This is a genomic window from Nitrososphaera sp. (genome assembly GCA_039938515.1).
Classification (GTDB): domain Archaea; phylum Thermoproteota; class Nitrososphaeria; order Nitrososphaerales; family Nitrososphaeraceae; genus Nitrososphaera.
Map to the genome: position 1 here is coordinate 295,066 of JBDUUL010000010.1, position 22,639 is coordinate 317,704.

Sequence of the window (22,639 nt, forward strand, 5' to 3'; positions counted from 1 at the left end):
CATCTAGTCTCTGGTAGTAAAGCAAACGACATAAAACAGAGTGTCAATTTATCTTGTCCGAATATAGCGATGTTCGCTATATTGTGAGTGACTATATTCTGCTATATCTGCTATATTCACTGATGCGCTCAGGACTCTCTTTCGTCTCGCTAGTTTGGCTCCGTGTTATTGCAGCAGTGTCGCTTGTAGATTGGTCCTAGCGTTCAAGAAGTGTAAGCCGAACCTGGATTCCTGCCGGGAGCACATTGTTCATTGCAAAAATCGAAACAGTCTAGACTACCAAGGTTGGGATAAGTGATGATACTAAAGGTCAATAGTCTATCTTTGACATTGAGCTTTGATGATTAGCTCAGTGGTTGCTGCTTTGCAATTTAGTATCCGGGAGCAGACCAGTCCGGTGCCGCAGGAACGCCGCAAACCGATCGAATGCGGCATCAATCTGACTCGCGGGTCCGCTAAGAACCTGACTACTCCTTGCAGCTACTATAGCGGCATCTTCCTCTGCCATTGATTCTAAAGCATGGGACAAGGAGATCAATGACATCTGATGCTCTGATAGTCGTTGTAATGGAATCGCTTGAATAGGGCGAGGAGGTGACGAGGGTAAGGACGCGGGGGTATCTGTGCGAGATTCTGTCGATATTGCCTCGCCAATCGAGTTCGCATTCGCTGTTCTCGATCCTAGGGGGCCAAGACCCCACAATTCTGTCAGGTATTTCAAAAGACTGGTATGATCAAAGGTTTTGGAGATGACGGTATTCTGTACCCAGGGAGAAATCAAGATTGCCGGAACGCGAACCCCCAATCTGTCAAAGGTCCATTCTTCGTTATGGTGGTCAGGTGAAATGGCAGCTGGAGGTACGACGTGGTCGAAAAAGCCTCCATGCTCGTCAAAAAGCAGTACAAACAATGTCGAGTTCCAAAGCCGTGAGTTTGAGCGCAATGCATTGTATACGCTTCGAACAAGCTCCTCGCCATCAAACATGTCGTGAGGTGGATGGTAGTCATTAGCGCTAGGCGGAAGGTAACTGGGTTCTATCCATGCGAAGCTTGGGAAATCATCTAAATTCTCTGCAGAAGCATGAAGTGGAAACTCTACCATAGGCCTATGTCGCGCAGAGTTTTCAGGCTCCCATTGGTGCACAAGAATCTCCGAGACTGGTATATCTCCAAAGTATACTTTCCAAGAAATTCCCTTTTCATTTAGCCTGTCAAATACGGTTGGCTGGTCATACCAATGTAGATTGAGGTCCATAATGCCTTCAGGCATAGTCACCCTGCCCTGTGAGGTTCCGGTCATGGCAAAAAGGCGGTTAGGCCAGGTGGGCCCGGGGATCGAAGAAAACCAGCGATCGCAGACTGCAAATTCAGACGCAAGCTGATGCAGGGCTGGAAGGCTGTTGAGCGGGTAGTAGCTCATTACTTGCCCAAGCTTGTCGCCTGAAAGCTGGGGATAAGACTCGGCAAAGTTCCTGACAAATCCGCTCATTTCGTTACCGTCGTTGTCCTTGCTGCACTGGATCAGGACATCCTTTAGATCGTGCTTCGGATCTGGGCTAACAGTTCTGGTGTCATCAGGTGCCTGAGCATAGCTATGCCCCGAATAGTTGTTTGTAAACGGAGAATTGGGACTGATGCCATCAACAGGCTTTACTTGCGACAATGAGCCGAGAATGCGATCAAATGAATTGTTCTCAAGCATTAATACGACTACGTGTTTTATCGGGTTGTCCTTTGCCATTACGGTTCAGAACCCTTCCGCAATGGCTTTCTCGGGCAATTATAATAATATTCTGTGAAGGGTCAGGACAAATCTATTCCCTCCTTTTTTAATTAGAACTAGGCAAGCAACGCCTTCCTAGGGCTCCAAATGGCTAAAGACAATAACTGATTTCTAATGTTTAATAATCAAAGGTGTGAATTTACGAACAGACACACCCCAAGCTAGCTTGGAAAAAGGGAAGCCCGCCAGCTAGCTATCCTTTCAATTGGAGAGGGATCTTGAGACGCTCATTTTCTGGGTTTCCGGAAGTAATGCGAGAGCCCAAGGAACTTTGACGACTGATTCAACTGGCTGTGTAAAGTCATATGCTATTACATCGGTATACGACCAATGCCACCGCTCCGAGCCGAGTCAGTTGAAAACCAGCGGTGCTTGTAACATGTTCGAGCGTGAATCTCGAGTTTGGCCAAAGAATAGGATAAGTCCTACAAGTTAAGATCCACTCTTGCTTGCGCGGTAAAGCGTATTAGCCCCTGCCTGAATTGGCGCAAAATGAAGCCAATCTCATCATGGCTGCCTATCCTATGTCTTCTGCAAGGAAAACGATCGTCGAAGAACTGCACTTTTGCTAATAATGAAAACGACTAGTTGTAGAGAAATCTTAAGTAATACAATGCCTGATTCACGGCAAAGCGAATTTGGATTGGTTTCTCTAAAGGATCTGTACCGAAAGAGCCATGCTGTTATCATTGGAATTTCGAACTATAAAGAACCTGACCTAAAGTTGAACAATGCCGTAAATGACGCTCGGGATATGGCTATAATACTTGAGGAAAAGTATGGCTTTGAAAAGGAGAACATTAAAGTTCTGTTAAATGAGGAAGCGACGCGTGCAACTCTTGCAGACCTATTTGAAAATTACCTTGGGAGCAGTGAGATTTCCAATCAAGATCGTCTCTTAGTTTATTATTCAGGGCACGGCACCATTAGGCTCAGAACGGATCCGTCGGGCAAAAGCGCAGAACAATCTTACTTAATCCCCCAGGACGCCACCCCGGGCAAATACGACACATACTATGACCTAGACGTGATCAGATCAAGCTGCGCATTCTGCTCGGCTAAGCACATTTTGATTGTATTTGACAGTTGTTTTAGCGGTACCCTTTTTGCGCGCGTAAGAAATTTGGAGGGCCCGGATGCTGGGGCAACAGATGACAAGTTCCTAGCATGGAATATGGCCAAGAAAGCAATTCAGGCAATTGCAGCGACAGACAAGAACCAGGTTGCGCTGGATGATAATATGAACCAAAATACAATGCAAAATGGAGATGGAGCTCACCACGGGGCGTTCACGGGTTATTTACTGGATTATCTTAACAATCCAAATGTTCTGGATCAGAATGGGATCCTTACCGCAACTCAAGTTGGTTCCTATCTGCAAAAGGCAGTCCCACGAGGACAGATAAGCCAAAATCCTGTTTATGGTCCGCTTTATGGCACCGAAGGCGCCGAATTTATCTTCCAGATATTCGCACAATCGAAAACCAACTCTATCGATGATCAGCCAGTAAACCAGCCTCTCTCAGATTTGCTAAGAGCTGAAGACGTCGAGCAATTTAACCTACTTCGCGGAGAAGCTCCAAACTTAGCGAAACAAAGTTTTCGACGAAGAAACCTCGAGCATGCCAATTTCAAAAATGCAATCCTGTGTGATGTCAACCTGAGCGAAGCTGATGCAAAAGGAGCAGACTTTTCAGGAGCTGATCTCTCTGACGCTTGCTTGGACTTTGCCGATCTCAGAACCGCAGAGTTTAAAGGCTCAGTTCTTGAGAAAGCATCCTTCCAATTCGCGCTACTAAGCGGGGCAAAAAACCTAGAGCGTGCAGGATTGGATCCTCAATCTTTTGATGGGGCCAATTTCGACTCCCCTGAGGTGGACGGTGATGCACAAACTCACTCCGGAATTGCCTCATTCTTTGATCTTAAATCTGCACCCGCAAAATACGTCGAGGTTGGATCGTACAAGACACGCTACCTTGATTATCCCCGTCCAATTTGCGAAAACAAGACGGCACAAGAACCCATTCCTACAGTCCTTCTACATGGCCTCCTTGGGTCTGCCGACACATGGCTTTTGATGACGAACTCGTTATCAAAGTACCTAAGGTTAATTGTGCCTGACATTATCGGCTCTGGAGATAGCGACAAACCTAATGTCAAGTATGATCTCGAATTCTTCATGAAATTTCTTTCAGATTTTTTTGCAAGCTTGTCTATAGGGAAGGCAAACATTGTAGCGATGTCAGTAGGCGCGCGTCAAGCAATTGAATTTACGTTAAGATTTCCTTCGCTGGTAAACAAGTTAGTTTTATGCAGCCCTCAAATACTATATCCTGGCTTTCCCATAGACGGAGTAATCAATGCTGTGACAAGCATGGATGGACCCGCGCTAATGAAGGCACTTATTCAAGGTACCAATGTAAACGACTATTACGCTAGAGATATTGACGCAGGAAAGGCTGTCCGGTCCTCTGTGGATTATTTCGTTCAGAATATACAGCAGCCTGAGCTACGCCACTCTTATGCTTCGACGCTATGCGAACTCCAAAATTATCCTGCGCTTCCGGGTAGGTTGTCCAAGATATCCGTCCCAACTTTGCTAGTTTGGGGTGAGGAGGACTCTATGTCGCCGATTTCGTATGCGGCTCAGTTTAATGAAATCCCAAACTTGCAATACCTAAAGATGGAGGATTGTGGGCATGCCATACCTCTTGAGAAGCCACTCGAATTAAGCAAAGCCATCCTGAAATTTCTCCTCAACCTCGGATAGTCCGGATTCTTCGACGGGAAGTAAGTGCAAAACCTGGCATGGGTTGCCTACCTTGCCCTTTTTTTCTTTGCGCCTTAGAGACAATTTAAAGAACCTGTGCACAGCATCATCTTTATGCAACCGAGATTTACAAATTTCCATTAGTTGTCATTATTATAATCATGGCAAGTTACCATTCGCCTCAAGTGTTCAATTATTCAAACAATCTTTCTGTCTCCAGTGTCTTTCACACCAACCCCCGGATTCAAACGTCTGTGACTACACTTGTTTCCCTTATGTCAAGGCGATGTGGCACACTAAGTTCGATGCCCTGATTTGAACCTGAACTGCAGTCGTTGTCCATTCGTAACTTGCATTGACATTCGGTGTCAACGCTCGAGTGACAGAAGTCTCATCAGTCATCGCCGAAAGAAATTTGTCTAGTTCGCCTGGAATACCACGAGTGACATCGCCCCTTCTAGTCACGGGCATTTGGTCCAGCGGGGGAAGCAAAAGCGGACGAAAACTAGAAGCGCCCAGCGTCCCAAAGACCTTGAGTACATCTGTCCCTAATTTGTAACCATTGGGCAAACTTGGTGTGAGAAAGACATCTTCAAACTTGCCAGCATCTATACTGAAAAAGTCGGCGGCGGTCGGGTAAATCTGAGAAATCTCCCAATCCGGCGCTAGATCTAATGCAGTCACATTGAGAGTACTGTCTGAGTCATTTCGTATCCTGAACACAAGGGGTAAACCTGATGTAATCGTGTAAGTGCCATCCGCTGCTGCCTTCAGCCCTGTCAGCATAGGCTTGTCTCCCGTTTCAAAACCCTTCTGCAGGCTATAAATCTCAACGGATATTCTTCTCGCTAAAGGCGAAGCTGTGTTGAAATTGTCGAGCGCAAGGATATTACTATACTTTGAAAGGTGGACAAGCCGCTGAAGCACTTTGGCTGCCGCGGACTCGTCCGTGATTTTCAACGACGGGCTTATGTTTGGAATTACGACGCCCGCGGGGTCCTGAATTTCAAACTCATCTCTGCCGTCTGCCCCATCTATGATCACTTTTCAATAATTGTGAGTATGATTCAGGAGAGTGAATTGAAGAAAGCGCAGGACAGCATTTCAAATACGCTGATACTCTTGGTGTTCCGGCAGTCGTCGCGCCTTCGGCGCTCCTACTTTCTGCCGGAGCCTCGAAGGGTGCCAACGATTAACCATCGGTCAGAGGGTCAGCTTGAAAGAATGAAACCTTATGTTCATTCTGTCGTCGCCAGCGATGCGCGGAATATTCATTCACCCGATAACGGCATTATTGGTTCTTCATAAAAGTTAGTTCGTGAAGTCAAGTTAACCGGTGTTAACAATACCCATTCGTATTAGTTCTCTGAAAAGGTATATTTGAATAAGTGATATACTACAATCGCCGCCGTTTCAGAATGCAGCGGGGCGTCACTGATTGGACCCAACGTCATGCAGGGACAGCGCTTAGCTAGGGAAGGTATTTGCACAGGTTATATGCCTAGCGACAGTCAGCGAGTACGAGCGACAGAAAACGTTAATTCTAAGGTGACGATTCTTTCAATAATTGCCTCATAGCTCTGCGGGTGACCTTTCAATTAGAGAGCTTTATACAAAAAGCCACGCAATTGTGATCGGTATATCAAATTATCGAGACGAAAAACTGCGGTTAAAGAATCCTGTAAATGATGCCAATGCTATCGCGAAAGTTTTAAGAGAAAATCATGGTTTTGACGACGTAGAGCTCATTATCGAAGAGGATGCATCCAAGCAAAAACTCGAGCTCCTCTTTGAGGACAGAATTAGGAGCAGTGAAATCACAAAAGATGATAGACTTCTCATCTACTATTCGGGACATGGCGAAGTCCGGCAGAGTACTGATCAGCAGGGGAGACATTATGAGGAATCCTATATTCTTCCATACGACGCCAGACTAGGTTCGTTTGGATCTTATCTAAATCTGAATACAGTGACAGATAATTGTCAAAGGTGTAGTGCTAAGCACGTTCTCCTGATCTTAGACAGCTGCTATAGCGGAACGGCACTAATTCAAGGAAGGAATTTGAAACCAGATGAACAGATCACAGATGAGTACCTAAGGAGGATTACCAGCAAGAGATCGTTGCAGGCTCTAGCTGCAACTGATAGAACGCAATTAGCGTTGGATAGCGGTTCTGGAATAGTCGGTCTATCTATGGAACACGGAGCATTTAGCGGATGTCTACTTGACGTATTGTCAAGGAAATTTGATCCTGATAACGATGGTATTCTGACAGCCAGTGAGGTTGGATCTTTCTTGCAAAAAAACATCCCACGCAGCAAGATACCCCAGAACCCACTTTATGGCTATATGCCAGGAAGTGAAAACGGAGAATTTATCTTTAACATCTACAAGGTGTCACAATCTCGAGATGCGGTTTCCTCGCCGCTGTCATCATTCGTCAATGAACTGTCTCCACTGGCAAAGGCAGCCTTAGATTATTTCAAAAGAAGAGACTATGATAGGGCAATTATCTTTTATGATAGAATACTTGAGATAAACCCCAACCACGTCGAATCTCTTAACCGAAAAGGTATTTCCTATTTGAGGTTAAATCGCTTTAACGAAGCGCGTGAATGTTTTGAGCAGGTTCTAAAAATAGAGGCCGATAATTTTGAGGCCCTAGATAATATGGATAGGCTCAAGCAGGTGGCCGCGTTTGACCACACCAATCTCAGCAAGTCTAATATTTTGGGAATTTTGGCGATTATAGGGCCGTCAAACAAAGGAAAACCGTTTCTTCCGAGAAGAATTTCAAGTATTGATGAATGTAAAGAACATTTTGGCGATACAGGATCGTTAACAAGAGACATTGCTTTGGCATTTGACAACGGCGCCACCGAAATTTTGGCAATGCGCGTCGTGAATCAAACATCCCACTTTCCTTCAGGAATACTCAGAGGACGCAAAAGAGATTTGGTTAAGTTTACAGCTAGGAGGAAATTCAAGCGGTTAGTAGTCCAAGTTCTGCCCGGAGCGACGGATGATACAGTGAGGTTGCAAGTCGAGGCAGACGGAGAAATCGAAGATTATGATAATCTAACGATGGTACCTATTTCCACACTTAACCTTGTAAATATCATAAATACAAATTCAAAGTCTATCTCAGCCGAGTCATTAATTTCAGACCCCCAGCAAAATCCAATTCCTCAGAGAATCGAGTTCCAAGAGGAAGAGCTGGATCCTTTAATCCGTGACTATGAACGAGCGTTTGAAATACTTGAAAACGAACCTGAGGTAGGCATTTTGTATTTATCTAACGTCTTTGATCCGGCGGTACATCGACTTGCAGACGCTCATTGCCAGATCATGAGCAATGCACAATCTAACCGCGGTCATTTGCCTAGTCCCCGACTAGCCATATGCTCTGTGTCGGCGCTTGAGCCGGTAGGGCAAGCGGTTCTGAGAACTCAGATTTTAGCTTCAGATTCAACAATTTTGGTAGCTCCCTCTCCATATGGCGCTGCCGTTGCTGCACTAATTAGCCGACTCGAATACCCTGAGACTGTTACCAATAAAGAGATAGTCGTTAATGAAACTACCCCAGTATATAATGAAAATGAACTCGCGTTGTTAGCTCAAAATGGAATCCTTGCAGTAAAATCCAACATGCACGGAGGAGTAATAGCTAATGGGAGAACGACGAGCAAAGAGGATATTCGCGTTATGCGAATCGCGTATCACGCAGTTCGAGGAATAATTAATGCCGTCATACAATTTTCGAAGAACAAACTCGAAACGAAAGTTAGAGTAAGCCCAAGGATCCGGTTGGAAGCCGTCAAAGGCTTCTCCCCGCCGCGAAGCGCATATTTGCCCGACTTATTACTTGATCTGAAGAAGGAGATAACCAATCTCCTTATTTCAATGGAGAAAGATGGCGCTATAACCGAGAATAAGAAAAGCAATAGCCCCGAAGCATTCCTGTTTAACATTAGCACTGAATCTCTTGAAGATTTTATTGACCAGATTGTCAGAATAGATATTTCGCTCAGAATTACGCAAGATTCGATATTAAGTTCAGTAAACTTCCGGTTGGAAGTCAAATTTGGCTAGTGAACGCAACCTTCATGCACGAGACCCCTCTTTAGTTCAGTTAATGTACTTGCAATCTTTTTGCTCTGCTGCACGAACCAGTTCTTTGCTCTCTGCATGTTTCCTTTGCCGAGGCTTCGGCTTAAGACTGTGAGGAATTCGTAATTCAATCGCGGCGAAAATAAGCTAAGCTGTGCGGGAGTTGCGACACGAGAATTCATGTAATAAAAAGACTCTTAGATCCCAAATATCCACCCTTCAAAGGCTCATCTACAGCGTTGGTTGCTGTTTGGGCTCGAACCGGAATATTTAAAGATCCGCCCGTTTTTCGATTCCTAATGATCGCATCCAGATCGAGGTGCTCTGGAGAAGTCACAGCCACCGTTTCTGGGTGTCAATCAACGTTCAAATTTTCCATATATTTCCTCGGGCGCCTCCCAGTCATCCGCGGGCGTACCGTCCTCATGAAAAAATCGAATAGGGTGGGGCAGGGTAATTGTCAGTGGGTTCCCACTTACGCTGCCATAATTATAGTTTAATCTAGGTTGCAGTTTCCATCGGGCAAAAACACCGGTTCCCAACTCTCTGGCAGTAAGTACAACAGCAAATCGGTCAATTTCTCGGGGTCTAATCTCTTGAGCCAGAGTTAGATTTGCTACTTGTCCTTTCTTCATCAAATTGCTAATATCTAGATCATATTTGTGAGAATATTCCTTGAAACCTAGTGTGTACACGATCCCCACATCCAGAACGACCAAATCGAGACTGTTTATCAAGATAGTTGAGTCGCCGTCGTTTTGTGCACGAATATCTAGAGTACACGACCACGACCCCTCGCCTTCATACGCCATTCTAATGTCAGATATCCGAAGATTCCCTGAACTCATTCCAATCTCGCTCTGTTTATCTGAAACCGACGTGTTGGAGCGATTTGCATTTATGAAGTCAATTCGATTGGGATCAATATTTTCGCGATGAACTAACTTGACTATTTTTTCATCTACGTTCTCGGATAACTGAAGCTGGTTTCGACCCAAATCAAAAGCGGCTTGTGCACTCATTCCATAAGACAGACCTCTGTAGAAGCTAGTTGAGAAAACGATTGCACTCTCGTCCTTTATCGCTCTTGATACCCCAACAACACAATCCACATACCGAGAGATTGCCTCGGCCTGCTCCAATGAATAACAAGCGCTCAAAACTATACATCTGAGGATATTCGTTGGATCAATTGGAGTACGATTACTATTGAGTATTTCGAATAACGAAGCTATTGCCAATGATGGCGCTTCATCACCCCCTCCATTCTGGTTTTCAAAAATTAGTCGTCCCTGATCACTCCCATGACCTGAAAAGTGTAATATGTTAGGTCTGAACCTAAGCATATGCTCCTGAAGCTCAAGTAGTGTGACTGCATTTCTCTGCTCAAGTTCGAATTCTCTTCCAAAATCACCTAGTCTAAGGGCATAGTCTATTGATTTGAACTCCCTATCGATTTGCAATTTTTGAGTACTGGCAGGATTGGCTGAGAGAAAAAGTATCCGTGTAACCAAGTTAGAAGATATTTATCACACATACTAATAAGATATCTCCGCAATTTTTAGGCGTCGACTTCGGTCATAAGAATGTAGTAAAGTCGAAGCTCTGCGACCAAAATCCTGATAGCTGGACGATTTAACCTGCAGTTATTATTGAATCCCGAGCAGAGCGCCCGGGAGAATCCGCATCCGCCGTTTACGATTCAACGATTAATTCCGCACATTCCTCGAGGCGAATAAACTGCGCAACCATACTGATTGCTGTAAACCGCCACTAGTTGCAGGTCCTCTACTTATTTAGCGCGACTCGTGATATCAGGCTTTTGAGCGCTTCAACTGAAGTCTACGCGTCCTTCGGCTGGTCTTCAACCGAGTCGCTTAATTGATGAGGCTGGCTTCCCTGAAGCCAATATTGAAAGCTTCACTCCTCAAACTTCAATTCCAAACTTTGCCAAATCATCCGTGTTGTTCAACAAGTACGGCATTACAGTAGTTGTTTAAAACATGAAAGTCGCATCTGGAGGTTAAGCGGATCATGCCAAGCGGGGAATAAGCCTCATATACTCGGGCTGTTGGATGTATTTCTCTGAAGACGCTCAGATACGGACAACGTGTGAAGCGCTCACAATCCCGGCGAGCCAAATGTCACCAGATCTCTAAGCGAGGCTAAATATCATCCGAAATCATTAGCACAACGAAATCGAAACCTCCAGCGAAACTGAGCAGCCAGGTAATTTCCTGCTATCGAATCTGATAAACTCGCGGAAATAATCGCGTGGATCATGGTACTGGTAATAGCCCCAATGGTATAACGATATCAGTAGCACAGATTAGGGAGATTGAGGACTGGTAGGTACCTAATTCATGCAAGAACCTTACGCGCGCAGCAAACACGTCCCACTGCCTGCACAATTCGGACGCGCGTGGCTGTGCGCGAAATCCTCACGCGCTCTTGATGCTGGGCCTGAGAAGCTCGATAATAAGCCTAGTCGGCTCCGCAGGTTGATCATTATCCTCACTATAGAACTTGCCGTCCTTGTGATAGTACCCGTCTTCGCAGATGATATATCTTCCCAATCTAAGATATTCTAGGCCGCTATTGGGATAAAGCTGTTTGTCAATTATTCCCGGGTATCTCGTCTCGTCCACGATGTAGGTGTTGCCCTCACCGATAATGGCATAGTCAGGGCGCAACGCTACAATCAAGTTGATAATATCTCCAACAACCCCGGCACTTGCAGGACCTATCTTTTCAAGTCCTGGTATGAAGCCGCTTACGTCACTGGCCAGAGTAAGAGCTTTTTTTATGCTGTCCTGAGCCTTGGCGAGCTGGCTTTCTTGGATCACATTAACAATAATCGAAAAGTAATCGGACACCGGAGTGGGCGGCAAAAGTACAACATTTTGAAAGGGTAAATAATCATTTAGTTGGACCGTAAAGGATCCTAGAGGTATCGAAAATGAGCTGGTGCCAGTCTTGATTGAAAAAACAATGTCGATGTTTGGGTCGCCCTTAATCTTATTGTCGCTTCGGATATACCCCTCTCTGAATAATACCATGATGGGGTCACCGTGATTGACTGCGGCCGCATCTTGCGAGAAGGAAATTTCCCTGGGTGTGGGACCTTTCGCGGCAGCCGTGGGTGGAGAACTCATCCTCATTTTTATTTTTTCTGGGCGCTCATCCCGCTGGCTCTCTGACTCGATTGCAGTTAGGGTCATGTGCTCGGTTTACCCTGACTATTATTTAAGAAATCCGGAATGAATGCTTGAAATATCTCGGTCGTATACATTTTGATTGCTTGACATGTCAAATGCTCCGAATTAGTTAAGTAAAACCATCTGATAATACCGCTTGTTATGGACAAGCAAAACACTACTTTGCATGCGCTTTTGATTGGCGTCGACTTTTACTATCCAAATGTGATTGAGTGCAACGGCACATACGGCACATATGAATCGCTTACCGGCTCAGTGCGCGACATTTCCTATGTTGAAAAGTACTTGACAACCCAACTAAACGTCTCGCCAAAAAATATCATCAAACTTACCGCTTCACCGGCTGGCTTTAACGCAAAGCAACCAATGGAATCCGAATCGGACTTGCCGACTTATGAAAACATGGTATCCTCTTTCAATCGCATAACTGAAACGTCGGAAAAAGGCGACCAAGTGTACATACATTACTCCGGGCACGGGGGACGAGCGACGACAATCTACTCCGAAATAAAAGAACATGTAGGAGGTGGGCTGGATGAAGCACTGGTGCCAACCGACATTGGCGATCCTAAAAAGCGCTATCTTAGAGATGTTGAATTGGCAACTATACTAAAAAGGATGGTTGACAAAGGTCTCATTGTCACCATAGTTCTGGATTGCTGTCATTCGGGCGGAGCGACCAGAGGTACGCCTAGAGCCCGAGGTTTGTCAAAAGTTCCGTACGATGCGACAAAGAGACCAACCGACAGCCTAGTTGCTTCGCCGCAGGAGCTAATGGAGAATTGGCAGAATTTGAAGTCTAATCCTGGTCAGTCAGCAAGATCGGGCACTACCAGAGACATGACAGCTGGACCCAGCTTTGTGCCGTACCCAGAGGGATATACGCTCTTGGCCGCTTGTATGCCTGAGCAGAGCGCTTGGGAGGACACACTTGAAAACGAGCAGAGAGGAGTACTCACGTACCATTTCCTGAGGTCGTTGAGGCAGGTTGGCCCCAACTCTCAATATTCTTATCAGATGCTTTTTGACCAGATCTCCCCTCAAATCAGAGCTATGTATCCCGCTCAAACTCCAATGATTGATGGTGAAGCAGACCGCATTGTGTTTGGCGTGGACAAACTGGAATCCACGGGGCAGTTCGCTTACAATGTAACCGAGGTAGATGATGCGGGTCGTAGAATCAAGATCGGCGCTGGTAAGGTCGATATGGTTTCCAAGGATGACCATTTTGCGATTTATGCTCAAAATGCAAATGTCTTTTCAAAGGAGACCAAGATTGCTTTAATCAATGCTACAGAGGTTGGCGCCACAGAATCTTGGGGAATAGTCATTGATCCCAAGGGATCCATGCCGAAGGTGAATATTGGTGACAGAGCAGCCCCATTGGAGTCGGCTTCTGTAACGCTGATCAAGCGTGTCGCAATGGTCGAAACACAATCATCTGCTAGATCCGCCGCTCTTCAAAAATTGCAGGGTCTAATTGCAAGCACAGGCAAAATGGTTCAAGTGGGCGAGGCACAGAATGCCGAGTTCTTTGTTGCGGTCAACGAGAAAGATGAATTCGTCATCCAGGACAAAACCGGTACTCCAATAGCAAATATTAGCCCCCCGGTAAAGATTTCGGACCCGTCGGCGCAAGATCAGGTATTGAAGCGACTGGTACACCTATCAAAATACAACAACTTTTTGGAACTTGCCAACCATAACGGAGATTCACCACTCGCGGGCAAGCTCACGGTAGAAGTCTACACCCTGCAGGACGGCTATGAACAAGGGGATAAGGTCGTGCCCACGCTATTAAAATCCGAAAAAGGAGCTTACGTTGTAAAGCATGGCACTTGGTTACTCTTCCGCATAAAGAATGGCTCTGACCGGACACTAAAGGTTACAGCAATGGACCTTGCACCTGACTGGAAAGTCTCAAAGGTCTACCCCAGAAACTCTGATTTCAATCCGATAGATGCTGGAAAGTTCGAGGATGTCATCCTCTCTGCGAACCTGCCGAACGGCTACTCGTCTGGTATGGACACGCTCAAAGTATTCGGGACCCTTGGGACAGCAAGCTTCAGGCAGCTTGAGCTGCCTTCGCTTGATCAGAAGCCTCTTGTGAGCAAGGGCGCGGTCACTAGGGGTGCTGCAAGTGAGCTGGACACATTCTTGGCTGCAATATCTGCTGACGCGCCCCCCACTAGATCCCTAGATCAGCCTGTGAATGCCAGCTATGAATGGACCATGACTTCCGTGCAGGTACAGATAAGCTCGAGTTAAGGGTTATTCTATTGGACTAGTCCCATATCTTTCATCTATCAAGAAAGCAGCGCTCGGCAGCATGTAAGAAAGTGGCGATACCTCCCACACAAGGGGCACCACAGACGGCGGCTCTTGCAAAATTAAGAGACATTATTCCGAGGTCAGGCAAGATTGTAGAGATTGGTCAGCCGCAGGAAGCCGACTTCTTTGTGGTAATCAATAACAGAGACGAGTTTGAGATCCAAGATCCTTCAGGGGTGGCAATCCCAAAGATTAACCCTCAATTGAAAATCTCGGACGAATTTGCGGCGGGCAAAGTACTCGGGGCTGATCCATCTTTCAAAATACAAGAACGTCCTTATGCTGGATAATTTCAACGCCGCTTCTCTTCTAGCAAGAAAATTATCCGTCGAGCTTTACAGCCTGCAAAAGGGTTTCGAGATTGGAGACAGGCCTATATTGACCCCCCTAGAGGCCGCAGCGGATGGTACTTTCACCGTGACGTCTGGCTCGCAGCTAGTATTCAGGATGCGGAATAACTCGGACAGAACGCTGAATGTAACCGCATTAGATCTAGCACCAGATTGGAAGATATCACAAGTATACCCGGTTGGCTCTGACTTTTTCAGTATTGATGCCGGCAAGTTTGAAGACGTATTCCTAACCTGCGGACTGCCAGACGGCTACAAGTCCGGAATAGACGTCTTCAAAGTCTTCGGCACGATGGGAGCGGCTAGCTTTCGCCCGCTGATACTCCCGACACTTGACCAAAAGCCTATGATTCAGAAGGGCGTTGTAACTCGCGGCATCCCAAGCGAACTAGACAAGTTCTTGTTGGCAATGACAGACGAGGCTTCGGTTACACGGGCATTGACACCAAATGTGAATGCGAATTATGAGTGGACAACGACAGCTGTTCAGGTTCAGATAGTGTCATCATAAAACCACGAGAGAATTGTTATTTTCTTCACAATTCTCACTCTTGGTGATATTGGATTCTTAAGGTGCTTTAATGGCTTCCGAGATTGCCTCTAGGATTAATTGCGTTGAAGCCATCTAATCTCGCTCGACCAATTGCTTAATTAATAGCATGTTCATCCATAATCTGGTTCGAGTTTACTGAAATGGCAACACGAGACCTTTTGCCAGCAGTTGGCGCGGAGAAGAAATTGATCGCAACAAATGACGCTCGCTTTATCTCCGTCAAGGAACTTTATACTCGCAGTTATGCCATCGTAATAGGAATATCTAGCTACAAGGATGAGAGGCTCAAACTAAAGAATCCTGTAAACGACGCTAAAGAGGTTGCAAGAGTCTTGAAAGAAAAACACGGATTCGATGAGGTGCAATTAATACTTGATTCGGAGGCGACACGTGAAAATCTCGCTTCGATTTTTGATGACAAAATTAGAAGTAAAGAAGTTACAAGAGACGACAGGCTTCTAGTTTACTACTCTGGTCATGGCGATATTAGGGCGAGTGCGGACCAACAGGAGAATACCTACTCTGAATCGTTCCTAATACCGTTCGACGCAAAATATGGCACATATAGCAGCTACCTTAACCTTGATATCATAACTAGGAACTGTCGACTTTGTAGTGCGAAACACGTTTTACTCATACTTGACAGCTGCTATAGCGGTACTGCGTTAATAGATAGACGCAGCCCTCCACGACCAGACATCGTAAATGATGAATATCTCAAATCAATAACGAATAAGAGGTCTATACAAGCAGTAGCAGCGACTGACAAGAGCCAGTTGGCTCTGGACTCCGGAGTTGGTCTTGGTCAACTAAGTTCTTCACATGGTGCATTCACAGGCTGCCTGCTCGAGATATTGGACAGTGATTTTGACCCCGACAATGATGGAATCCTAACTGCCAGCGAGTTGGGACAATATTTGGTAAAAAACGTACCGCGCAACGATATACCTCAGAATCCGCTTTATGGTTACCTTCCAGGCAGTGAGATTGGTGATTTTATTTTCAATATTTACACTAGACCCGCTGTTAAGATTGGGTCGACTGGAGCTGTATCTGAAGTCCCAGTTGCTCAGTCATTCGACGAAATGTCACCACTTGTCAAAGCAGCTAGCGAGTATTATGCGAGAAGGGAATACGAACGAGCAATTACCTTCTTGGATAGGATATTGGAGATTAATCCAAAGCATATCGGATCGCTAACTCGAAAGGGAATTTCCTCGATGAAAATTAACAGAATTGAGGATGCAAGAAATTGTTTCAGGCAGGTCCTATCGCTTGAGAAGGATAATGTCGAGGCATTGGACTACTTGGAAAGGCTTGACCAATTAGCTGCAAAGTCAAACCCGACATCAGAGGATTCGCCTCAGGAAAAAAAGATTCCATCTGCTGGTTCCGAAATGCATCCTAAACAGACCATCAGATTGTATGAACAGGGAAGGAAACTCTATGATGAAGGTAATTCGAGAAAGGCTATAGAATTCTACGACAAAGCAATTGAGCAGAACCCCGAATTTGCGGCTGCGTGGAATGGCAAGGGTCTTGCACTCTTCCATCAACGCGAGTACCAGGAAGCCATTTCTTGCTATAACAAAGCCATTGAGATAAAACCTGATTATTATGAGACATACAATGACAAGGGAGTTCTTCTGAAAGAATTGGGTCGAATCGAAGAGGCCATTTCTTGCTATAACAAAGCCATTGAAATAAAACCTGACTATGCTAAAGCATACAACAACAAGGGTCTTGCTCTAAACAAGCTTGGCAAGTATATGGAAGCAATTGCGAATTTTCAGACTGCGCTCAAATTAGAGCCGAGCAATTTAGCTATTCGAAACAATTATCGAAATTCGCTCACCAAAATTTCGGATACCAAGGATAAGCTCCGAGTTCAGAAAACCAATCCCTATTCATCTGACGCATTGCTAAGAGATCAAATTGAGAATCCCACACTGCCAAAAGGAATGTCAAAAGATGAACGCAGAAACACGGATAGGTTGTCAAGAGGGCAGCGTGAAAAACCTACTCTGCCATATGAGGCACTAACGGCGCATGGCACGGATCCTTCGCCGGACGCATTGCTAAGAGATCAAATTGAGAATCCCACACTGCCAAAAGGAATGTCCAAGAATCTGCCAAAGAAGAAGTTCCTTCGATAATCTAACTTTTAAAGTAAAATATTTGCAGGACCCAGAATCGGCGACCTAATCGTCGATGATTTCGATGAATGTTTCGTGGCTGTTCTCCGGAGGAGCCTTAATAATCAGATCCGGTTTCTTGAAACTTTGGATCGCACTGATCTTCTTCCACTAAAGTCCTCAAATAAGAATCATTTTTGTATTGGATAGCATGGGTGGGCGGGCCACAATAGGGTCTCTTCGAGGAAGCCCATTATGCTCTACAGCAGAAACAGATACAACCTATTACTTTGTATGACCTATTAAAGTTCTTCTTCTGATATAGAAAATGGACATTGGGACATTTCACATTGTTAATGCAACCTGCTATATTTTTCAGTTCCATGATAAAAGCATCGAGTGAATCTGTGCAACTTGGTATCTACGCATTGTTGACCGTCCGTAACTATCAGCTTCCTGCCATATCCGCTTTGCAATTGCTTGAAAAACTGATAGCACACTAGTCTCGTGACAGTTTCATAACTAGCCCGAAATTCAGTATCGGCTTATATTCTACCCGCAGCTCGTCGACTATCTGCGCGACATTATCAACAAATGTGACCCTGACAAGTGGACCATCTGTACCAGATTGGTAAGCTAGAATAATTTTGCTGCCATTTCCAAATGGCTATCACCTTTGAGGCTAAAGCTGTGACGAGCTAATCGTGGTGCTATCTTAAGTAATGGGCAGACTGAGTAAGGAGATCAAGCTTCAAAGGGTCTTGTGCCCTCTCTAATTTACGAGAGCAATGTCAAAGAGGCAAGCTATACGGATAGCAGTCAATGGCAGGAGGCAAATAGGTCAAGATTAGTGGGATAGGCTCTTAATTGAAAACCTAACTGTATATGAGCAGCTAATTTCAATCAGAACAAAATTATTTTGGTTCATAATGTGCATGTGTTAAATTCAATTTTTACTCCGCATCTACCATGGTTTTCGCCATCTCCTCGAATTCCCTTTTTTGTGTTTGTCCAAGATCGCTTTCTTAAATTTCGCTACTTCCGTCTCGCCCGGGTTGATTAGAAGAACTTTGTCAAAGCAATCAATAGCTTCTTGGTACATTCCAAGATCATAGAAAGCGTGGCCTTTACTCTCAAATGCGGCGGATTTGTCTGGGTTTATCGCAATCGCCTTGTCAGCGCACTCAATAGCCTCCTGGTACTTCTCAAGCTGGCGAAACGAGATACTTTTACCTACAAATGAATCGTATCGGTCAGGATCTAACGAAATAGCATTATTAAAACAATGAATAGCTTCATGATAATTGCCAAGTCTGAGCAGAGCATATCCTTTTTCGTTAAGGGCATGTGGATAGTCAGGCTTTATTGCAATGGCCTTGTCAAGGAAATCTATCGCTTCTTGGAATTTTTCGAGGTCGTAGAGAGCGTATCCCTTAAGTGCATATGACTGAGCAGACTTTGGATCCAGCGAAGTTGCCCTTTCGGCGCACTCAATAGCTTCCTGGTATTTCCCAAGCATGCGAAGGGTGTCGCTCGTTCCTTGAAGTATGTCTAAATTACTTGGTTCTAGCGCAATCGCCTTGTCAAAGCACTCAATTGCTTCTTGGTATTTGCCAAGCCCTCGGAGAGCTTCACCCTTGCCCCAAACTGCAAGAGAAAATTCAGGTTCTAGCGCGATGGCCTTGTCGTAGAGTTTTATAGCTTCTTGGTATTTGCCAAGCCCTCGGAGAGCTTCACCCTTGCCCCAAACTGCAAGAGAAAATTCAGGTTCTAGCGCAATCGCCTTGTCAAAGCACTCAATAGCTTCTTGGTATTTGCCAAGCATGTTAAGCGCGTACGCCTTTTCGCCAATTGCATCATAAGAGTTCGGCTCGAGTGCAATGGCCTTGTTATAGAAGTTAATAGCTTCCTGGTATTTGCCAAGCATGTTATGCGTACGGGCATTCCAGGTATTTGCGGTAGTATTGTCGGGGTTTAGCGCGAGGGCCCTTTCAAAGCATTCTCTCGCTTCTTGGTATTTTCCTTGCTCGGATAGTGTACCTGCCTCCAAATACAGTGAGCGTCCCTTCCCGACTAGCGAGTCAACATCTCTCGGTTGTAAATCCAAGATCTTGTCATAAAAAACTCTTGCCGAACGATAGTCTGTATTCTGGATGCTCGTAGCAGCCATTTCTCTGAGCACTGTAATTTTGTCTGCGCGGTCCTGAATTGGTGAATTCTCGCTCGATATTTGTTCATTAGAATGTAACGTACCTCTGTCAGAAAAAATCTTGAAAACAAATTCACCCCAGTCGCTTTCGGGCAAATGGCCATAGATAGGGTTCTGAGGCACTCTACTACGAGGAACATATTTTTCCAAGTAAGCGCCAACTTCGCTAGCCGTTAAAATGCCATCATGATCAGGGTCGAATTCGTTGTTAAGAAGTTGCAATAAGCTTTCTGTAAAGGCTCCATGGTCAGATCCGAACCACCCATCAAGGGCCGCCTGGTCTCTACTGGTTGCTGCAATTACTTGGAATGATCTTTTGCTAATTTTTCCTGCAAGATATCGATCGTCTTGGTCAGATTCAAGCTCAAAATTTCTACGGTTAACGAGCGCCGAGCCGCTATAACAGCTGTCGAGGATTAGCAATACATGTTTTGCATGACAAAATTGACAATTGTTTGTTAGAATGTCCAAGTTGACATAAGTGGAATGGGAGCCAGGTTTTGCATCAAACGGCACGATGAATGATTCCTCAAATACGCCACCCCTCCCACGGGCACTACTTCTTAGGACGCCATGGCCTGCATAATATACGAGTAGTCTGTCTTTTTCACCAATTGCTTGACCACGAATCGTGTCTATAAATAATTCTTCAAGTTCCTGCTTAGACGCTTGCTCGTCTATTAGCAGTCTAACTTCAAAGTCGTATTTTTCTTCAAGAATCTTAGCTATTTCTTTTGCATCATTTACAGTGTTTTTTAGGTAGAGCTTTTCATTTTTATAATTAGATATTCCAATGACTATGGCATGGCTCTTGACATATAGCTCCCTTACTGACCGATGGCGCAGAACTTTTGGTTTGGATTGAGCGTCCATCTTCGATTGATTCGCTAGAGTTCTTGGAGATACGTAAACTGTGCCTCGTGACCGCCTAATGAAATCCGTTGGATGCTTGTCAGGATTGCCTTTAACTTTTTGTTGGTTGCCCGAAGCAAAAACGCTATGGAAGCCCGTACGCACGCCTAAAAGAACTGCCCTCAAAAATATAATCATAATGACCGATAGACTGCACGATGTAAGTAGTTTCAATTTTATCATCATAGCAAGTATGTGAAAAACGGACCATGCATTTCCGCATATTGGCCACGTGTATACAATCTAGCCAGTTTTGACTTTTAAAGAAAAAATTGCATTCCATCTATCGCTAGAGGCAGGCCAATCGGCAGAACGGATCACCATGGAAAAGAGAGATGGGCGATGGTTTGAGCTCAGATGTGTTATCCAATAAACCACGCTATAAAATCTGGCTGCTTTTCATTTTGGAGACGTTCAGTCCCAGCTTTGGCAGTGGAAAGATGTCAAACTAAATCATAGGACAGATCGTTTTATAAAAACCTCATTCTTAAATGTCTACGCTTGATAGTCTAGAGATGGCATCCAGAAACCTTCTGCCTGAAAGTGGTTCGACACAGAAATCGGCTCCGAAGAATGACGCTAAGTTACTTTCCATAAGAGAGATTTATAGCCACAGCCACGCAATTGTAATCGGAATTTCTTGCTATAAGGAAGAGCGACTTAATCTGAATAATCCTGTAAATGACGCTCGAGAAGTCGCGAGGGTATTGAAGGAAAAACATGGCTTTGATGATGTCCAATTAATACTTGATTCTGAGGCAACGCTCGAAAATCTAGCACAGGTCTTCTATGACAAAATTAGAAGTGCAGACATCACAAATGACGACAGATTGTTAGTTTACTATTCTGGGCACGGGGATATTAGACAAAGTGCGGATCAAGAAGGAAATTCGTACGCTGAATCATTTCTTATCCCTTTTGACGCAAAGTTGTGCGTGTACAGCAGCTACCTTAATCTCGATACAGTAACTAAGAATTGCAGACTCTGTAGCGCGAAACACGTTCTCCTCATACTCGACAGCTGCTTTAGCGGTACCGCGCTAGTTGAAAGAAGGGGAACTCCAAAACCCGATATCATAAATGACGACTATCTTAAAATGATAACTAACACAAGGTCTGTACAGGCTATCGCGGCTACTGGCAAGAGCCAATTGGCACTTGATTCAGGCATTGAAATGAGTAAACTTAATTCGGCTCATGGTGCCTTTACTGGCATCCTACTTCAGGTATTGAACAGCGATTTTGACCCTGAAAATGATGGAATCTTGACGGCTAGTGAGCTAGGACAATATTTAGTCAGGAATGTACCACGCGGCGGTATTCCCCAGAATCCGCTTTATGGCTACCTTCCGGGAAGCGAAACTGGCGACTTTATTTTCAATATTTATGCCAGACCTTCCTCAGATGGATCATCTAAACTGGATCCCTTCATACCCAATAGCCGCAAAGACGATGAGATGTCACCACTTGTTAAGGCAGCTACTGATTACTACTTTAGAAAAGACTATGGAAAGGCCATTGTTTTTTATGACAGGATTCTAGAGATAAATCCACAAAATATCGAATCTCTGAACCGCAAAGGAATTTCGTGCATGCGTCTAAAAAAACTGAAGGATGCAAGCGATTGCTTCAATAGGGTACTGAACATAGACCCCAAGAACATAGAGGCGCAAGAATTTCTTACAGAGGTCGAAAACCTGAAGACAAATTCTGATGAGAATATACTATTGAAGAAAAAAGCAAAAGAGCAAAAGAGATTAAGTCAAGAAGAAACAGAAGATAAGAATCGGACTACTACGATGGCGGAAGAACTTTACCGCGATGCTGAAGCCTCATACAAGAGAGGCCTTGCGCTTTATGAGGCAAAGAGTTACATTGATGCAGCAGCGGAATTCGGAACCGCCCAAGATTTCTATCTCAAGGCCTTTAAAATGAATGGCGACAACAAATACTACAAGGGTATGCAAGAAGCAATGCAGATGTACGGTAATGCCGTACATCGTGACGAAGAAGAAAATCCCACGTTGCCTTCTGAGTGATCCGAATGGCACTTTCAGCATTACAAGCGAATACAATGAATATTTTGCGCCGAAATTACATCTTGACGGAATTGCGAAATTTCAAGCCGCACTTGCGAGTGCGTCAAAGGATGCGGTCGAAATGATTTAAAGGGATATTAGCAAAGACTCGGATCCACCAGCGAAGACAGTTCGAACACGAAAGCTACACAATAAGAAACAAGGCGCGGGGCACGAAGAATTCAAGAC

At 44.9% G+C, this 22,639-nt stretch carries 12 protein-coding genes; 7 read left to right on the forward strand and 5 right to left on the reverse strand.

Translation table 11 applies throughout. From position 1 onward, the window contains the following. Positions 1–349: 349 nt before the first annotated feature. Positions 350–1,741, reverse strand: coding sequence for an alkaline phosphatase family protein (locus ABI361_06575; GenBank protein MEO9320319.1), 1,392 nt, complete (start codon positions 1,739–1,741; stop codon positions 350–352). Positions 1,742–2,426: 685 nt separating this feature from the next. Between ABI361_06575 and ABI361_06580 the strand changes: the two genes are divergently transcribed. Beyond that, on the forward strand, positions 2,427–4,553 hold the full coding sequence (locus ABI361_06580) for an alpha/beta fold hydrolase (protein MEO9320320.1): 2,127 nt from the start codon (positions 2,427–2,429) through the stop codon (positions 4,551–4,553). Positions 4,554–4,826: 273 nt separating this feature from the next. Here ABI361_06580 and ABI361_06585 read toward each other — a convergent pair whose 3' ends face one another. Then, positions 4,827–5,597: a hypothetical protein gene (locus ABI361_06585; GenBank protein ID MEO9320321.1), complete on the reverse strand. Its 771-nt coding sequence runs from the start codon at positions 5,595–5,597 to the stop codon at positions 4,827–4,829. Positions 5,598–6,120: 523 nt separating this feature from the next. Between ABI361_06585 and ABI361_06590 the strand changes: the two genes are divergently transcribed. Continuing rightward, positions 6,121–8,646: a caspase family protein gene (locus tag ABI361_06590; GenBank protein MEO9320322.1), complete on the forward strand. Its 2,526-nt coding sequence runs from the start codon at positions 6,121–6,123 to the stop codon at positions 8,644–8,646. A gap of 377 nt (positions 8,647–9,023) precedes the next feature. Here ABI361_06590 and ABI361_06595 read toward each other — a convergent pair whose 3' ends face one another. Together ABI361_06595 and ABI361_06600 are read right to left on the reverse strand one after the other, a co-directional pair. After that, complete coding sequence (locus ABI361_06595; GenBank protein ID MEO9320323.1) at positions 9,024–10,127, reverse strand: CHAT domain-containing protein; 1,104 nt, start codon at positions 10,125–10,127, stop codon at positions 9,024–9,026. A 978-nt stretch (positions 10,128–11,105) separates the two neighbouring features. Then, positions 11,106–11,885 (reverse strand): hypothetical protein, encoded by a 780-nt coding sequence (locus tag ABI361_06600; protein ID MEO9320324.1) that lies wholly within the window; start codon positions 11,883–11,885, stop codon positions 11,106–11,108. Positions 11,886–12,023: 138 nt separating this feature from the next. Here ABI361_06600 and ABI361_06605 point away from each other — a divergent pair, with 138 nt between their 5' ends. The 4 genes from ABI361_06605 (at position 12,024) to ABI361_06620 (ending at position 17,272) form a co-directional block, all read left to right on the forward strand. Continuing rightward, positions 12,024–14,150, forward strand: a complete 2,127-nt coding sequence (locus tag ABI361_06605; protein MEO9320325.1) for a caspase family protein — start codon at positions 12,024–12,026, stop codon at positions 14,148–14,150. A 71-nt stretch (positions 14,151–14,221) separates the two neighbouring features. Next, positions 14,222–14,503 carry a hypothetical protein gene (locus ABI361_06610; protein ID MEO9320326.1) on the forward strand — a complete coding sequence of 94 codons (282 nt, stop codon included), beginning with the start codon at positions 14,222–14,224 and terminating at the stop codon, positions 14,501–14,503. Positions 14,504–14,591: 88 nt separating this feature from the next. Then, a complete protein-coding gene (locus tag ABI361_06615) occupies positions 14,592–15,074 on the forward strand; it encodes a hypothetical protein (GenBank protein ID MEO9320327.1) in 483 nt (160 codons plus the stop codon). A 182-nt stretch (positions 15,075–15,256) separates the two neighbouring features. After that, positions 15,257–17,272 (forward strand): tetratricopeptide repeat protein, encoded by a 2,016-nt coding sequence (locus ABI361_06620; protein ID MEO9320328.1) that lies wholly within the window; start codon positions 15,257–15,259, stop codon positions 17,270–17,272. 943 nt (positions 17,273–18,215) lie between these two features. Here the strand turns inward: ABI361_06620 and ABI361_06625 are convergent. Continuing rightward, positions 18,216–20,333 (reverse strand): tetratricopeptide repeat protein, encoded by a 2,118-nt coding sequence (locus ABI361_06625; GenBank protein ID MEO9320329.1) that lies wholly within the window; start codon positions 20,331–20,333, stop codon positions 18,216–18,218. 554 nt (positions 20,334–20,887) lie between these two features. Here ABI361_06625 and ABI361_06630 point away from each other — a divergent pair. Next, positions 20,888–22,411 (forward strand): caspase family protein, encoded by a 1,524-nt coding sequence (locus ABI361_06630; protein ID MEO9320330.1) that lies wholly within the window; start codon positions 20,888–20,890, stop codon positions 22,409–22,411. Positions 22,412–22,639 lie beyond the last annotated feature (228 nt).

Bases quoted from the DNA above. Each gene is read 5' to 3' on its own strand.
- ABI361_06575 (MEO9320319.1), bottom strand. From the start codon at position 1,741: ATGGCAAAGGACAACCCGATAAAACACGTAGTCGTATTAATGCTTGAG.
- ABI361_06600 (MEO9320324.1), bottom strand. From the start codon at position 11,885: ATGACCCTAACTGCAATCGAGTCAGAGAGCCAGCGGGATGAGCGCCCA.
- ABI361_06605 (MEO9320325.1), top strand. From the start codon at position 12,024: ATGGACAAGCAAAACACTACTTTGCATGCGCTTTTGATTGGCGTCGAC.
- ABI361_06620 (MEO9320328.1), top strand. From the start codon at position 15,257: ATGGCAACACGAGACCTTTTGCCAGCAGTTGGCGCGGAGAAGAAATTG.
- ABI361_06625 (MEO9320329.1), bottom strand. From the start codon at position 20,333: ATGGACGCTCAATCCAAACCAAAAGTTCTGCGCCATCGGTCAGTAAGG.
- ABI361_06630 (MEO9320330.1), top strand. From the start codon at position 20,888: ATGGCATCCAGAAACCTTCTGCCTGAAAGTGGTTCGACACAGAAATCG.